The sequence below is a fragment of the Microcoleus sp. LAD1_D3 genome (assembly GCF_036702135.1).
In the GTDB taxonomy this organism is placed as follows: domain Bacteria; phylum Cyanobacteriota; class Cyanobacteriia; order Cyanobacteriales; family Microcoleaceae; genus Microcoleus.
In genome coordinates this window covers 52,791-68,968 of record NZ_JAUBSB010000019.1, presented here as the reverse complement: position 1 = coordinate 68,968, position 16,178 = coordinate 52,791, and the positions used below count along the sequence as shown (strand labels likewise).

General features: G+C 46.2%; 11 protein-coding genes. 8 read left to right on the top strand and 3 right to left on the bottom strand.

Going from position 1 to position 16,178, the window contains the following annotated elements:
• Positions 1-178 precede the first annotated feature (178 nt).
• From QUA74_RS13670 to QUA74_RS13660, 3 genes are all read left to right on the top strand, one after another.
• Complete coding sequence (locus tag QUA74_RS13670) at positions 179-1,393, top strand: DUF4331 domain-containing protein (protein WP_333329505.1); 1,215 nt, start codon at positions 179-181, stop codon at positions 1,391-1,393.
• A 109-nt stretch (positions 1,394-1,502) separates the two neighbouring features.
• On the top strand, positions 1,503-2,909 hold the full coding sequence (locus QUA74_RS13665; protein WP_333329502.1) for a hypothetical protein: 1,407 nt from the start codon (positions 1,503-1,505) through the stop codon (positions 2,907-2,909).
• A 255-nt stretch (positions 2,910-3,164) separates the two neighbouring features.
• A complete protein-coding gene (locus tag QUA74_RS13660; RefSeq protein WP_333329499.1) occupies positions 3,165-4,673 on the top strand; it encodes a HoxN/HupN/NixA family nickel/cobalt transporter in 1,509 nt (502 codons plus the stop codon).
• Between the two features lie 111 nt (positions 4,674-4,784).
• On the opposite strand, the gene QUA74_RS13655 is transcribed toward QUA74_RS13660, so the two are convergent.
• Together QUA74_RS13655 and QUA74_RS13650 are read right to left on the bottom strand one after the other, a co-directional pair.
• Positions 4,785-5,225, bottom strand: coding sequence for a DUF6918 family protein (locus tag QUA74_RS13655; protein ID WP_333329496.1), 441 nt, complete (start codon positions 5,223-5,225; stop codon positions 4,785-4,787).
• 373 nt (positions 5,226-5,598) lie between these two features.
• The gene (locus QUA74_RS13650; protein WP_333329492.1) at positions 5,599-5,781 is read right to left on the bottom strand and encodes a hypothetical protein; all 183 of its coding nucleotides are present in this window, start codon (positions 5,779-5,781) and stop codon (positions 5,599-5,601) included.
• 372 nt (positions 5,782-6,153) lie between these two features.
• Between QUA74_RS13650 and QUA74_RS13645 the strand changes: the two genes are divergently transcribed.
• The 3 genes from QUA74_RS13645 (at position 6,154) to QUA74_RS13635 (ending at position 9,725) form a co-directional block, all read left to right on the top strand.
• Positions 6,154-7,701 (top strand): Ycf66 family protein, encoded by a 1,548-nt coding sequence (locus QUA74_RS13645; RefSeq protein WP_333329489.1) that lies wholly within the window; start codon positions 6,154-6,156, stop codon positions 7,699-7,701.
• 238 nt (positions 7,702-7,939) lie between these two features.
• Entirely contained in the window at positions 7,940-9,406 is a 1,467-nt protein-coding gene (gene cobQ, locus QUA74_RS13640; protein WP_333329486.1) for a cobyric acid synthase CobQ, read from the top strand.
• Between the two features lie 82 nt (positions 9,407-9,488).
• Entirely contained in the window at positions 9,489-9,725 is a 237-nt protein-coding gene (locus QUA74_RS13635; RefSeq protein ID WP_006634188.1) for a 2Fe-2S iron-sulfur cluster-binding protein, read from the top strand.
• A 58-nt stretch (positions 9,726-9,783) separates the two neighbouring features.
• Here the strand turns inward: QUA74_RS13635 and QUA74_RS13630 are convergent, their stop codons facing one another.
• Positions 9,784-11,118 (bottom strand): hypothetical protein, encoded by a 1,335-nt coding sequence (locus tag QUA74_RS13630; RefSeq protein WP_333329482.1) that lies wholly within the window; start codon positions 11,116-11,118, stop codon positions 9,784-9,786.
• A 95-nt stretch (positions 11,119-11,213) separates the two neighbouring features.
• On the opposite strand from QUA74_RS13630, the gene QUA74_RS13625 reads away from it, so the two are divergent.
• Together QUA74_RS13625 and QUA74_RS13620 are read left to right on the top strand one after the other, a co-directional pair.
• On the top strand, positions 11,214-12,002 hold the full coding sequence (locus tag QUA74_RS13625) for an SDR family oxidoreductase (RefSeq protein ID WP_333329479.1): 789 nt from the start codon (positions 11,214-11,216) through the stop codon (positions 12,000-12,002).
• Between the two features lie 534 nt (positions 12,003-12,536).
• On the top strand, positions 12,537-16,172 hold the full coding sequence (locus QUA74_RS13620; RefSeq protein WP_333329476.1) for a tetratricopeptide repeat protein: 3,636 nt from the start codon (positions 12,537-12,539) through the stop codon (positions 16,170-16,172).
• Positions 16,173-16,178: the final 6 nt, after the last annotated feature.

Below are 16,178 nucleotides of genomic sequence, written 5' to 3'. Positions count from 1 at the left end.
AGCACAGATCCAAAATTGCCAAACCTTCGTATACCACCAATAGGAGAAGGCTCAGCAACAGCGCAAAAGCCCCACAGGTTGACAGATTTCAACCTGCTGCTACAAAAGTAAAACCCGCGACTGCGGGTTATTTACCATTGATTTGTGCAAAAATTTCATTGAAATAAAGGTGCTAACTGTGAAGCTCACAAAAAAAATTCGCCGAACCATACTAGCTATTGAAGTAGCTCTAATTGCTCTATTAACTCCAGGGATAATTGTTGCTTCCGACCACGACGACGGGGAAGTAGATATCAAAGGTCGCGCTGTAAATTTAACTGACCTGTACGTATATCGCGAAAAAGACCAAAACTCCGGTGCTGCGGAGGGGGATTTAGTATTTACCATGAATTCAAATCCCCGATCTGTAGCCCGCTTTCAATATTATTTCAGCACTACAGCGCTCTACCAATTTCACATCACCCAGGTAGGGGACGTGAATTCTACACCTACTGGACGTTCGGATATTATCTTGCGGTTTGCCTTCAGTCCGCCTAACAATCAAGGTATGCAAGCGGTAGCTGTAACTGTTGTGCGCGGCGGCTCGGAGACTGTTGCTAAGACTACAGTTAACGGCGGGCTAATTGCCACAACTCCGCTGAATTCTAATGCTGTTGTGAATACAGTACCTGTGGGCGGTTCTAACTTGACTGTATTTGCCGGGTTGCGCGAAGACCCGTTTTTCTTTGATGTCGAACAATTTTTCCGAGTTCGCGCGGCAGCTTTGGGAACGGGGCCGCGCACTGCTTTTAAACAACCGAATCAAGCGATCGACTTTACTAAAGGTTACAACGTCAATACAATTGCTGTCCGCGTTCCCAAAGCATTCTTGCAAGCAGGAAGTGGGGCGAATACTTTTGATGTTTGGTCAACTGTTTCCATCAGAGACGGAGCTGGCGGTTTCAAACAATTCGAGCGTTTGGCCAGACCTGCAATTAATGAAGGTTTGATAGTTTCTCCCGCTTATCTGGAGGCATTTAATAATATTCCTCCGAGATTGGATTTGAGCGCTGCTGCTGCTCCGGTGCGGCAGGAAGCTGTTGCTACTCTGAATGCTGTGGATCTTTTGGACGGTCGGGATAATGTCGATCCAAATGCGATCGCCGGAGCTTTCCTACCCGATGTCATGCGGATCGATACCACAAAAACCAGCGGCTACGCTAGCGCTACAAATGCTCAAGGAAGCTTGATCGGAGGTCGTATGCTGATGGACGACGTTATTGATATCACTCTGGGAGCTTTGGTGGGATCTCCGGTTGGCGATAACGTTTCATATAACGGAACTCCGGGAAATCCGGCTCAGGGACACAAACCTTTAGAACCGAGTTTTCCTTATCTGGCTTTGCCTAATTAGTCATTAGTTATTAGTCATTAGTCATTAGTCATTAGTCATGGCTTATTGGCTAATGACATATCAAAAATACTTTTTTTAACCGCAGATGAACGCTGATTAACACGGATGTATGAAAACTAAAACTAAAGATGAAAGAAAATCGGATATTTTATGGTGGTGGCTGCTGATAGCGGTTCCTTTAGTAGGGATGGCAGTAGTAAATTTACCTCCTAATTGGCGTTTTATTTCAGATAAATTTTCTAACCAAAGTCCCGAAAATCTCGATGGTAATTACCGATATCATTTCTCGGAAAGTTTGAGAAATAATCCCAATCAAAAGGAAACAGTTCAGCAAGAGATTGCGTTTTACCAGCAGCGATTGGCCGTTGATTCCCGCAGCGGTTTGAACCGCGCGGCACTGGCGGGAGCTTATTTAAAAATGGGTCGCGCAACAGGGGAGGGCGGTTGGTTTTTATTGGCGGAACAAGCGGCTCAAAGGTCGATCGCCGATTTGCCTTTTGACAACCAAGGTGCGCTGTTAGTTTTAGCTCGAATTGCCGAGGCTAGACACGATTTTGCTACTGCTTTGCGCTTGGCTAAACAGGCGGGTTTTGACAATGAAGATGCGATCGCCCTTTCAGTTACATCTCACTTAGCGATGGGTAAAGTGAGCGAGGCAAATGCAGCCGCAGAAGCCTTAGTTAACCGGATTCCCAACTTGGGTTCTCTCACTTTGAGAGCTTTAGTGAGAGAGTCTCAGGGCCGAGATGCTGAGGTTTTGCAGGATTACCAGCAAGCAATGGCGGCGGAGGAACCGGGAGAGGTTGCGGGTTCGGCGCGGGCCCGATCGCTCTTGGGTAGATTTTACGCGCGTCGCGGGCAGTTTGTGCAGGCCAAAGCGCTGTTTTTGGAGGCGCTGCGGTTGGTGCCGCGATACCCGCTGGCGCTGATTTATTTGGCGGATTTGGAGACGCGGCAGGGCAATTATCGGGAGGCGGAAGGCTATTACAGCAAGGTTTATGCGTATTCTGGCGGGGTTGAGACTGTGTTCGATCGCATTGTCGATCGCGGTATGGCGAGGGTGAAGGATTTGCAGGGAGATGCGATCGAATCCCGGCGACTTCGCGACAAAGCAGAAGCGGGGCTGCGACAGGAACAGGTTTCTGGATCTGGCGGTTTTGGCCACCGGCGCGATTTGGCAAGTTTGCTGCTGGAAAAAGGTCGAGCGCAGGATGTCGCGGAAGCGCTGGCGTTAATGCAGGAGGAGGTGAAAATTCGGCGGGATGCGGTGACGCTGGATACTTTAGCCTGGGCGCTTTCCGCCGCTGGGGAATGGCAAAAGGCCGATCAAGTGATGGCGGAAATAGTGCGATCGGGGATTCGGGATGCGGGGATGTTTTACCGGGCTGGTGCGATCGCCCGGACTTTAGGTAAGGATGCTGAATCTCGCACTTATTTTCAAAAGTCCAAGGAAATTGACCCGAGTTTTGACGTTCGATCTCGCCAAGCATTGGGTTTGGGAAGTTATGAATTTTGAGATTAGCTAATAGCTGCAACTCCCCCAGCCCACCAGGGGTTTCAACCCCTGCCTAAAAGCTTAATTCCTCTTGCATAGGACTAAAATATTTCACTAAAAACTAGAAAATCTTTTAGTCGGTTTCAACCGACTTTCGCTATGAGACGGGGATTTCAATCCCCGGCGGACTGTGGGACTCACGAAAAGATCGCGCGCCGAACAAATCACAACAAAAACAAATAACTCATCCGAAAATCACTAAAAAAACAAGTATTTATGCAGTACAAACTGAACCGACTTTCACAATTATTTCTCCTATTTTCCCTAACACTTTCATTCTTACTAACAACCTCAACCAGACCCGTTTACTCGCACTGGGCAGACTTATCCGTAGCAGAAATAGTAGTCAACAATTTGCAAACCCAAATAACATTAACTTTCCCAACCGGCTTAACAAACTTCGCCGACGACAATCGAGACAGCCAGCTACAACCTGCTGAAGTTCGCAACCACCAAACACAGCTAGAAAAGTTTTTTAGCCAACAAATTCGCCTCACCAACAGCAGCAACATTCCCGGCTCCGTAGCAGTAAAACCGCTAGAAATAGCAGCTAAAAGCGCCAGTGTTATCCAGCAGCCCAATACCCACAGCACCTTAATTTTAGACTACACCTGGCCCGCACCTTCTCAAGATAAAACCCCTGGTTTACCTGACTCAATTTCCATCTCCAAACCAGAGAAATTGCGGATTAATTACAATCTGTTTTTGCCCAAAGTTCCGACAGCTAGCTGTCAAGCTACGATTGTGCAAGCCGGTGCTGTAAAAAGCTTTGTGTTTACGCCGCAAAACCGCGACTTTTTGTTAGCGGGAAATGAATCAATCTGGGATTCAGGTTGGAGTTTGCTGCTAGCAATAGCGGGAGCATTTGCTTGGGGATGCGTGCACGCGATGTCGCCCGGACACGGAAAAACCATAGTCGGCGCTTATTTAGTGGGTTCGCGGGCCACTCCCCTACACGCTTTATTTCTAGCAGCGACGACTACAATTACTCACACTGCGGGCGTGTTTGCTGTGGGCGGAATTACTTTGTTTGCTTCTCACTTAATTGATCCAGAAAAATTAGATCCTTGGCTGAGTTTAATCTCTGGTTTATTAGTAGCCTCGATCGGGCTTAACTTATTATTATCAAAAATTAAGACGAGGTTGCTAGTGAGGACTGAAGTTATCAAAAAAATCAAAAGTAAAGTTTTTAATAAAAACTGGTTTCTAAGGACTAAAGTCCTTACTGCGGAATGTGAAGAACCAGTGAATCTTTTGAATAGAGGAAGTTGGGAGAGAGAATTTAAACCTGTAAAACCAGATATATCTCACCACTACCACGATCACGGAGACGGCCGCCTTCACTCGCATTTGCCGCCGGGTACTGACGGTTCTCCCATTACTTGGAAAAGCTTATTAGCATTGGGAATCTCCGGCGGTTTGTTGCCTTGTCCTTCCGCTTTGGTGATGCTGTTGAGCGCGTCGGCTTTGGGCAATGTTGGTTTGGGAATGACGTTAGTGATAGCGTTTAGTTTGGGATTGGCTTTAGTGCTGAGTGCGATCGGATTAATCTTAGTTTATGCCAAACGGAATTTTGATAAACTGCCCAAACAGATAACAGCAGTCAAATTTCTGCCTGCGATTAGTGCGATGTTTGTGATGTTTTTGGGGTTGGGAATTACCGGACAGGCGATGTTGAAAATATTGGCTGCAAATCAGTGGGTAATTGGCAATGGATCAGCATAAAATTAGGACTCTCCTTCCTAACTACAAACTTACGAATAAGTCTGCTTTTAGATACCCGATTTCTGGAAGAAGCCGGGTATCTGGGTCTTCTGTTTTTTAGCCGTTGCTCACTTATCCGGCCGCACTATGTTTATTAATAATTTCGGCTAAATCCGGTACTCCCTTTTCCACGTAATTCTTGGCTGAGGGGCGGAGTTTGGCATAGGCGCCTTTAACCATCGATCTTGTGCTGTTCTCGACTCTTTTGTCGCTGATCTGGAGCAATTCGTCTGCTACTTCAGCTTTTCTTTGGGCTAGATATTCTACTGGGTTGCCATTGTTTACCCCTTCAGCCCACATCGGATCGAGTGCGATCGAGATTTCTGGCAGAAGTTGATCGACGACTTGGGCGCAATAGTCAGCCCGTATCCCCTTGACAGTAGAGTAGGCAGCTTTAAGAGCCATACCACCCAATCCTGGCGCTGCCGCAACTTGTTGGTCTATCAACTTCACACAGTCATCCACAAAAGTTTCTCTGTGGTTTTCATTCAAGAGAATATCACTAAGTCCCATTTTTACTTTCCTTGATTTAATAGTCAATGTGCTTATTAGCTTTGATCTCAATCTGACATCATAATATATCTATTTTGAACTTTTACTCAAGGTTTCCCAAGTTTTTTAAGGTTTGAATGTCTCTATAAGACAGCCTGATGTTGAGATTTGTTTAGTATATTATGGGAATTAATGTTCTATCTACTACTAATTATTGGCCTACGGTTTGTAGTAAGGGCTTTAGTCCTTATTAGGTGATATTAATGAGGACTAAAGCCCTGACTACAAACTGATGAGTTGTGAACACTCACATAGAAAAGAGAAGAACTCGAAACAAATATTATAGAGGCTCTGCCTAAGTCCGATCGCACTTGCAAGTATCTTGCACGTATCATTACGATTGGACGTTCGACTGGAGGGCTGCAGGTACTGCAACGATCGGAAGTTTCTGGGTTTGAGCCGGGCGATCGCTCGATCGCAATACCAAATTTTTCGGTAACGGCGCGGAAGTGCTGAGTCCGGGAAATATGTGAAGCGATAAGGTTAAGCCGGCAGCTAATAATAGTTTTTCTAACATGGCAGTGTCTCCAATACATACGCCCTAGGGCATAATTCCTCTTACACCTACAAGATATAAACATCCTCAGTCGCTTGGTGCGATCGCACGGGCATAGTTTAAGTGACATCTATCACCACGGAGAAGGGGGTGATGGGGATAGGGGGTGATGGGGATAAGGGGTAATGGGGAGTAGGAAAGTGGGGGAGAGTGGAAAATCTTGCCTCGCACTTCTACCGTCAAGATCCGGTGAATGTGTTAAATCCTATACACGGCGCGTTGCCGAACTTGCCCCCAAATCGAGAATTGTCCTTGAGAAAGAAGCCGTTGAGTCTCTCTCAAAGGTAGAATTAGCGCGTAGAAGTTATTTGACACAGCGGAGGTACCGACAATATGCTTGCATACATTCTGGCGTTGGCGGTCGGTCTAGGCAGCTTCAGTATTTACATGGCGGCCTTCTTTTTTCCAGAAGTGCACCGCAAAAGTGATTTTACGTGGAGCGGGGTAGGGCTTTTTTATGCGTTAATTTTATGGGCTTGTGCGGGACGAATTACTGGTGCTCTCCTGCTTGGTCAAATGGCGGGCGTGGCGATGTTGGGCTGGTTTGCCTGGGAAACTCTGACTTTGCGCCGGCAGGTGACGCCCGTTGCTGAGCAAACGCCGATTCCTCAGTCGGCGAATTTGGCTGCAGCAGGCGTGCCGTTTGCTGGCTTGTTTGCCAAGAAAAAAGAACCCGCAGCGAAAAAACCTAAGTTTGTCCGATCGCCCAAACCGAAAACTGATGTGGTTCCAGCACCCACTCTGGATAAGGGTGAGGTAAAGCTAGAGGAACAGGCGGCGATTCCCCCCATAGCTGAAAGTATTGCCGAAAGTTCGATCGAGGCGACGGCCGAAAGTGCGATCGCCCCTAACTTGAAAATTTCCGACTCGAAACCACCTGCAATTGCAGAAATACCAGTGTTTTCAGTCGAAACTCCTGCTGCTGAGACTTCACCAACCCCAGCAGAATTAGCCAGCAGTTTCACTCCTCTACCTCTACCTCTAGAAATTTCAGAAATAGCCGTTGGACCAATTGTGGAGCCAGCAGAGGCTCAGCCAGAGCTTCCACAGCAGCCAGAAGCCGATGATTTTGACGAGGAAACAGAATGGAGGACAGCCGTTAAAGAGTCGCAGGCGGCAGCGGCAGCAGCGGCGGCCCCAACTCCTCCTAGTCCTCCTAAACCAGCTAAAAAATCCGGCGGTTTCGGAAGTCTGTTCGACAATATCAAAAATAGTCTCGGCGGTATGTTGGGACTCGGTGCGGGTAAAAACAAGTCTGATGCAACTCCGCAGACGCCAAAACCTTCAGTGACTCCAGAATCGATCGCACCTGAATCTAAAATAACGGCAACTCCTGCACCGGGTATCGACCAAATTCTCGAATCCGAATTAGCCGAGGCGGCTGCGGAAGTTGCAGCCGAAAGCAGCAACACTGCTGTTGAAACAAGCCAAGGAGTGCCGTTTCCCACCGATGTTGAAGCAATGGCCGAGTTGATGGCGGCAGACATCGCGAGTTCTGACAAAATAGCGGAAACTCCGATCAAAGATCGATCGTCCGCTGAAATTCAGACACCGCTGGCTGCTGTTGGTGAACCGGAAGCAGCAGCAGCCGGCGTACCGGAAGCAGAAGCCCCTGCTGTATCTCTGGAAATGACTGTGGTGGAAATGGCAGCGCCTGTAGAGATAGAAGTACCGGGAGAACCTGGGTTGAGCGTGCAGGTGGAAACGGTTTCAGTATCAGTTATCTCGATCGAATCCACAGATAAAACACCATCTTCTGAGGGAGAACAACCGGAATTGATTCGCCCGAATCCCCCCCCTTCCACAGATAAAACACCATCTTCTGAGGGAGAACAACCGGAATTGATTCGCCCGAATCCCCCCCCTTCGGAGCTAGTATAAGCTGCTCAAGCGGCCGATGAATCCAAGTCTGAAAATCTATCCGACGAAGATAAGCCCTCATCTTGAGGCTAAAAGCAAAAGGTAGAAATCAGAATTTTTTTTGATTCTGCCTTCTGCCTTCTTACTTCTTACTTTTTACTTTTTACTTCTTACTTTTTACTTCTTCCCTCTTCCCTCTTCCCTCTTCCTTCTTCGCTCTTGGCTCTTCCCTCTTCCTTCTTCCTTCTCTTTTAATATTATGAAAGCAATTATGGTCGTGGGAACAACCTCTCACGCAGGAAAATCTTTACTGGTTGCAGCGTTGTGTCGAATCTTTGCTCGGCGCGGCTGGCGGGTAACTCCGTTTAAAGGTCAGAATATGGCACTGAATTCCTATGTCACAGCGGCCGGCGGAGAGATTGGCTATGCTCAAGCAGTGCAAGCTTGGGCCGCGGGCGTAGCACCTTGGGTAGAAATGAATCCGATTTTGCTCAAGCCACAAGGAGACATGACTTCTCAATTGATTGTGAAGGGCCGGGCGATCGCCAATGTGCGAGCATCTCAATATTATGAACAGTATTTCGATATCGGCTGGCAAGCTATTCGGGAATCTTTAGAATTTCTATCCCAAGAATTTGACATGATTGTGTGTGAGGGAGCCGGTAGCCCTGCTGAGATTAATCTCAAACACCGCGATTTAACAAATATGCGGGTAGCTAAATATTTAAAGGCGCGGACTTTGCTAGTAGTTGATATCGATCGCGGCGGTGCTTTTGCTCACATCATCGGTACTTTGGAATTGCTCGATCCCGACGAACGAGCTTTAATTAAAGGATTTATTATTAATAAGTTCCGAGGACAAAAATCGATCTTAGATCCGGGCCTGACTTGGCTAGAAGAAAGGACGGGAATCCCGGTAGTTGGGGTAATTCCTTGGATAGACGAAGTGTTTCCCTCAGAAGATTCTCTCGATTTACTCGATCGACGTTCTCCCAATTCTCAAACCGACATAAATATTTCGGTCATCCGCCTGCCCCGAATTTCCAATTTTACCGACTTTGACCCCCTAGAGTCGGAAACTTCCGTCACTGTCAAATATGTCAGCCCAAAAGACCAGTTAGGCCATCCAGACGCCGTAATTTTACCAGGCTCTAAAACTACAATTTCCGATTTGCAGGTGCTGCGGCAAACAGGTATGGCAAAAGCTATTCAAAATTATTTAGTAGCTGGCGGTACAGTCATGGGAGTTTGCGGCGGCTTTCAGATGCTGGGAGAAAGTATCACGGATAAAGAAGGCGTTGAGGGAGAAAAGGGAGAATTTCCAGGATTGGGATTGCTGCCTTTGAAAACTGCGATGGCACCGAACAAAATTGCCCGCCAACGCATCGTAACATCTAACTATCCTCAACCGGGTTTGCCCGTTTCCGGTTACGAAATTCATCAAGGAAAAACGCAAATCCTAGAGTCTGATTTGACTGAACCGCTATTTGACGATGCTAGTTTAGGCATTGTCAATACTTCTCAATCAATTTGGGGTACATACCTGCACGGCATATTTGACAACGGAGCTTGGCGGCGAGCTTGGTTAAATCACTTGCGGCAGCAGCGGGGACTCCGCGCGTTGCCTACTGGTATTCCTAATTACAGAGAACACCGAGAAGCTCTGTTAGACTCTCTAGCAGATACAGTGGAAAAGCATTTAGATATCAAGCATATTTTAGGTTAATTAGTTAACTGTTGACTGTTGACGGTTAACTGTTGACTGTTGACTGTTGATTATTGTTTATTATAGTTGAGGTTCAAATTCAATGACAAAAGTTTGTTTTTTACCTGATAATGTGACAGTTGAAGCTGAACCGGGAGAGCTTTTGCTAGATGTAGCCAAACGTGCAGGGGTTTCTATTCCTACTGGCTGTCTCATGGGTTCTTGTCACGCTTGCGAAGTAGAAATTGATGGCGGAGATACGATTTGTGCTTGTATTTCCGGCATCCCTTCCGGGAAGAAGCAAGTGACAATTAATCTGTATGTTGACCCGACTTGGTAATTTGTTAGTTGACTGTTGACGGTTGACTGTTAACTGTTGACTGACAACTGACAACTGACTAATTTTTTTGCCATTCTTGCTGTTTTTTGCGAGCAGATTGCAGCCATTTTTGGGATTCGGGATAAACCGTTGTGCCGGGTTTGACGGATTCTAATTGATTGATAATTTGTTGCAACTGGCTGAGGGAGTAACCGGGATTTTGAGAATTCACATTATTTTGCAAGTTGGCAAACAAGTTTTTAGCTGCTTGCAAAGCTGTTGTAGAATCTTTTTCTGCTTCCAGTCTAATCTGGGTAATTCCTAAATCTTTTTGATATTGAGCGAGTTTAGTTTGAGCGTCGAGATAACCAGGGTTATCGACAGAAATTAATTTTAGTCTGTTAATTGCTTCTTGCCACAATTGTGCTATTTGCTCCCACTGTGCGGCGGGATGTGGCGGTTTTTGCGAGGCGACGGCGGCGGAGAGAGCAAATTCTTTGGCAGCTTCAATTAAGTTGTCAGCCTGCAAAGAACCGGTGGCGACGCCACCCATTGCTTGAAAGTCTCTTTCTGCTGCTTTGAGTGTTTTCTTAGCCGTTTCTCCCGCGAGGGTTTCGGCGGGAATTTGATTGAGTTGGTCGATCGCACTTTGCCAATTTACCGTCGCTTTTTGTCTATCTGCGGCAGTTTTTGCTTCCTGATACTCCTGTTTCGCGGCCTTTAGCGTTTGTTCGACTTGATTTAACTGAGTAAAAGCATTTTTTTGCTGGAAAATTTGAGCCTCCATCCGCCCGACATTTTTGCGGGCGGCTTCAAATTCATCGACTGTAAACCGCCAACGGCAGCGGAAAAAAGAGCAGTACCTCTTTGGGTAATAGCCGAGGAACCACACCGGCAAGGCGTCGAGGTGTTTTTGAGCCTCTTTTGCTTTAATTTCGCCCAAGTCAAAATCAGCAACAGCCGTGGCTTTATTGATTAGTTGATCGGATTGTTCCACAAGGGCGATCGCCTGCCGGTAATTGTGATCCATACTCATAAAACTCGGCAGCAATAATATCGGCATTGTTTTCGCCACGGGCCAGCGAATCATGGGAAAAGGTAGGTTAATCAGCCAAATTATCCCCGCAGCACTTCCCAGCAAACTCCCAGCAAAGATGATTTTACCGAACAATCCGGGCGGGCGGTTGGCTTTGACGGCAGCTTTGAGAGCTTGTTCGCTGAAGTTGGGAAATTCGTCTTTGAAGGTATCGCGGATTTCTTCTCTTGAGGCGAAAGTGCCGTTTTGCGATCGCAACTTCTCCAACCGCTTGATTACCATCCGTCGGTAGACATCACCGGGTAGACTATCAGCCGCCGCGCACTTGTCAACTTCTGCCCGCAAAATTTCAAAAGCTCGATCGGTAAGACGCGCCATAAAACTCACCTATTCCCTTTTAATTATTTTACAGGTTCCCCTATAAATAATTGTTAAAATATATAAAGCCCACATCAAATATCCGACTTAATTTCATGCAGACTGCTTTAATCACCGGTGCTTCTGGCGGAATTGGTGCAGCCTTTGCCGCCGAATTAGCCAAACGCCAGCACAATCTAATCTTGGTAGCTCGTTCCGAAGACAAATTGCAACACCTAGCTCCTCAACTGCAACAGGAATTCAATATTTTGGTCGAAATTATCGTTCAAGATTTGAGCGCACCGGGCGCTGGAACTGCTGTATTTGATACGGTTGTTAAAAAAGGTGGGACGGTTGATTTGTTGGTTAACAATGCGGGTTTTGGCGATTACGGTGCTTTTGCCGATCGCCCGCTTGCGAAACAACTAACAATGGTGCAACTAAATATTGTAGCATTAGTTGAACTATCGCACTTATTTTTGCAGGGAATGCGGCAGCAAAAAACAGGAAGTATCATCAATGTTGCCTCCATCGCAGCTTTTCAACCGATGCCGTACTTGTCGATGTATGCAGCGACTAAAGCTTTTGTTTTAAGTTTCAGCGAGGCACTTTGGGCGGAAAACAAAGATTTAGGAATTGGCGTTTTGTGCCTTTGTCCAGGGCCCACAGAATCGGACTTTTTCGCAGTAGCTGAATTCCCTCAATCAATGGCATCCAGCAGCGGGCAAAAACTCGTTCCCGCTGCTGAAGTAGTGCGAGATGCTTTGAAAGCTTTAGACAAAAATGAGTCTAATGTTGTCACAGGGGGAATTCCCAATCAAATCATTGCAAATATGCCTCGATTGATGCCACGAGAACTTTTGGTGAAGTCGGTAGAAAAGGTGTTTCGGGCGAAAGACGAATAATCGCGATCGTTGACAATATAAATAAACCCGCCCCCACCCAAGGACAAACATTCGATCGCCCCTAACCCAAATTTTCCCAAAAGTCGATCGCACATTCGGGCCACCAAAATCTCTGCTACCAAAATCTCCCACGCTACCCCACAAGTCCGCCGGGGGTTGAAACCCCCGTCTCATAGCAAAAGTCCTCTCAAGAGGACTTCCAAGGAAATTAAATAAACAATCAAGTTCAAGTATTTTTCACCATAATCGAGTATTTTTCACCATTCTTCAGTCGGTTTCAACCGACTTTAGCTATGAGACAGGGGTTTCAACCCCTGGCGGACTCGCGGACAAACAAACGACCCCCTGGACAAACCATCGCACCCACGGACAAACCATCGGGCCGACGAATAAAGGATAAATCCCCGTGGTGTTGCAAATATTGTCGCCCAAATGCGAGAACCCTTACAAAAAACTTGGCATCGCCAGCCCCAAACCGATGAGTTTCACCGATAATAAATTAATGGATCGCACAATCCCCAATCCCAAATCGCAATGAACTCAGAACGCGAACAAGCCTATCTCAACCTGATAAATCAACTGCTAACCTGTCCCAGCGGCGAAGAAGCGCAGGTATTAGAGACTCACGCGGAATTGCTGGATGATGGCTTGGTGGCGGCAATGCTAGAAGAGGTAGATAATCTTAGAGAACAAGGCGAACTAAATAATGCTAATCGGTTGAAAAGATTTGCAGGGCAACTGAGGGAAGCTCTACCGAAAATAGCACTAAAAACAGAAGCAGATAAACTGTTTGAACAAGGCAAGCAGCAATATAGAATCTGTCAAAATCCAGAAGCTTTGCAGTCTTGGGAACAGGCATTAACGATTTATCGGGAAATTGGATATCGTGAAGGAGAATTTAAGTCCCTCGGTAATTTGGGCGATGCTTGCCAAGACCTAGGGCAATACCAGCGGGCGATCGAATTTTACGAACAGTTTCTAGAGATTTCACGGGAAATCGGAAATCGCAAAGGAGAAGCTAATTCCCTGGGCAATTTGGGCAATGCTTGTGAATCCCTAGGGCAATTCCAGCGGGCGATTGGATTTTACCAACAGTGTTTAGTGATTTCATGGGAACTAGAAGATCTTCAAACAGCAGCTAAGTCACTTCGTAATTTGGGCGATGCTTACGATACTCTAGGGAAATACCACAGGGTGATAAAATTTTACCAAGGGTCTTTAATGATTTCACGGGAAATCGGAAATCGTCTAGAAGAAGCTCTTTGCGTCGGCAAGTTGGGCAAGGCTTACTATTCCCTAGAGCAATACCACAAGGCGATCGAGTTTTACGAACAATATTTAATGGTTTCACGGGCAATAGGACATCGCCAACTCGAAACGGCAGCTCTCGGCTGTTTGGGCAATGCTTATAAATATTTAGAAGAATATCAGCGGGCGATCGAGTTTTACGAACAGTATTTAATGATGTCACGGGCTATAGAAAATCGCCGACTAGAAGCTGCTGCCCTAGGTTGTTTGGGCAATACTTATAGATGCCTGGAAGAATTAGGCCAGGCGATTGAGTTTTATGAACTGTCTTTAGTGATTAAACGGGAAATAGGTGATCGTCGAGGAGAAGCTGGTTCCCTCGACTGTTTGGGTAACGATCACTATTCCCTAAAGCAATTCGACAAGGCGATCGAGTTTTATGAAATGTCTTTAGTGATTAAACCGGAAATAGGCGATCGTGAAGGAGAAGCTGATTCCCTTGGTAATTTGGGCAATGCTTACAGCCGTCTGAGACAATTTGAGAAGGCGATCGAGTTTCACGAACTGTCTTTAGTGATTTTACGGGAAATAGGAAACCGCGAACGAGAAGCTGGTTGCCTCAACGATTTAGGCAATGCTTACCATTTTATAAGTCAATTTGAGAAGGCGATCGAATTTTACGAACAGTCTTTAGAGATTCAACGGGAAATCAAAAATCGCCAAGAAGAAGCTAATTCCCTCGGCAATTTGGGCTCAGCTTACCAGTCCCTAGGGCAATTCCACAGAGCGATCGAATTTCACGAACAGTCTTTAGAGATTGAACGGGAAATCGGAAATCGCCGAGGAGAAGCTAATTCCCTCAACAATTTAGGCAGTGCTTACCATTTCTTAAGACAATTCCACAAGGAGATCGAATTTCACCAACAGTCTTTAGAAATTTCACAGGAAATAGGCGATCCTCAAGGTGAAGCTAATTCCTTCGGTAATTTGGGTTCTGCTTATTATTCTCTAGGACAATATCACCGGACGATCGAGTTTAACAAAAAGTCTTTAAAGATTGAACGAGAAATGGGATATCGTGGAGGTGAAGCTGCTTCCCTGTCCAAGTTGGCTTCTGCTTACTACAAGCTGGCATCATTCTCCAAAGCTATTGAGTTTTACAGGCAGTCTTTAGTTATTTCATTGGAATTAAATGATTTCAGAGAGATAGCTAGTGTAATCGCGAATTTGGGATTGATTTACTATTCCCTAGGAAAATATGACGAGGCGATAAAAGCTCACAAAGGAAGTTTAAAGCTTGAGCGAGAAATAGGATATCGTCAAGGAGAAGCTGTTTCTCTCAATAATTTGGGCAATGATTATTATTCTATAGGGGAATACAACCAGGCGATCGAGTTTCACGAACTGTCTTTAGCGATTACACGAGAAATAGGCGATCGCCAAGGTGAAGCTCATTCCCTCGGATGCTTGGGACAAATTTTACTAACAACTAACCAACTTGCTGAAGCTGAAACGGCACTGCACGCCTCTATCGAAATTTACGCAAATATACGCTCTGAATTAGTAAAAGACGACCATAAAATATCAATCTTTGAAACTCAAATAGCACCCTATCAAAACCTACAACAAGTTCTAGTGGCCCAATCTAAATTCCATGACGCCTTAGAAATATCAGAAATGTCCCGCACCCGTGCCTTTGTCGAATTATTGCAACAAACCTTATTCACAAATGAATTACCAACCAATGACGAAACACATAAATTATCAATTCCCAAAATCCAACAAATCGCCCGATCCAGAAACTCCACAATAGTTGAATATTCGATTGTCAGCTCAAAGATTATTTACATCTGGGTAATCCAACCAAACGGCAACATAACCCATCGCGCCGCCAACCTCGAACCCCTCAAGCAACAAAACCAAACCCTCAAACAAATCATCCTCAAAACCCGCGTCTCCATCGGCACCGATGAAACCGACGACAAAGGCAACAAAATTCAGCCAGAATCCCAGTACCAACCAGACACAACGGGCGGCTTTCCCCTATTGCAACTCCTCCATCAAATCCTGATCGAACCCATCATAGACTTGCTACCCACCGATGCCAATTCCCCCATCATCTTCATCCCCCACTACGAACTACATTTAGTTCCTTTCGCCGCCTTGCAAGATAGCAACAACCGCTACCTAATCGAAAATCATACCATCCTCACCAGCCCATCCATCCAAGTATTAGAAAAAACCCGCGAACATCAAAACCGAGTGCGAGGATTGAGACAAGCCGCCCTGATTGTCGGCGATCCAACTCTCCACCCAAAATTCAAAGAAAAGCCCTACGAACTCGACCAAATCTCTAGGGCAAAAGAAGCCGCCGAAGCCATTGCCGCAACTTTAGGAACCCAAGCAATTAGCGGAGACAATGCCACTAAAGTCGCCATTTTAGACAGCATGCTAAACACGCGCATCGTCCATTTATCCGCCCACGGACTCCTCGACGATTTCCAAGGTTCCGGCATTCCAGGCGCGATTATTTTAGCACCATCAGGAGACACCGACGACGGCGCGCTTAACGCCCCAGAAATCCTGCAATTAAAACTCGATTCCGAACTCGTAGTTTTAAGCGCGTGCAGCACCGGAGGCGGTAAAATCACCGGAGATGGAGTTGTCGGATTATCGCGCTGCTTCATCCTCGCGGGAGTACCCAGCATCATCGTTTCTCTGTGGGATATGGGCGTGCTACCAGCCAAGTTGCTAATGACAGAATTCTACGAAAATTTAGCACGGGGCGACAATCGAGCCGCTGCCTTGCGGTGTGCTATGCTAACAACAAAAGCTCGATTTCGGACTCCCTTAGATTGGGCAGCATTTACCCTAATTGGGGAAACAGAAACTTTACCCCTATCCACTGAAAAAAAGATTTAAGGAGAT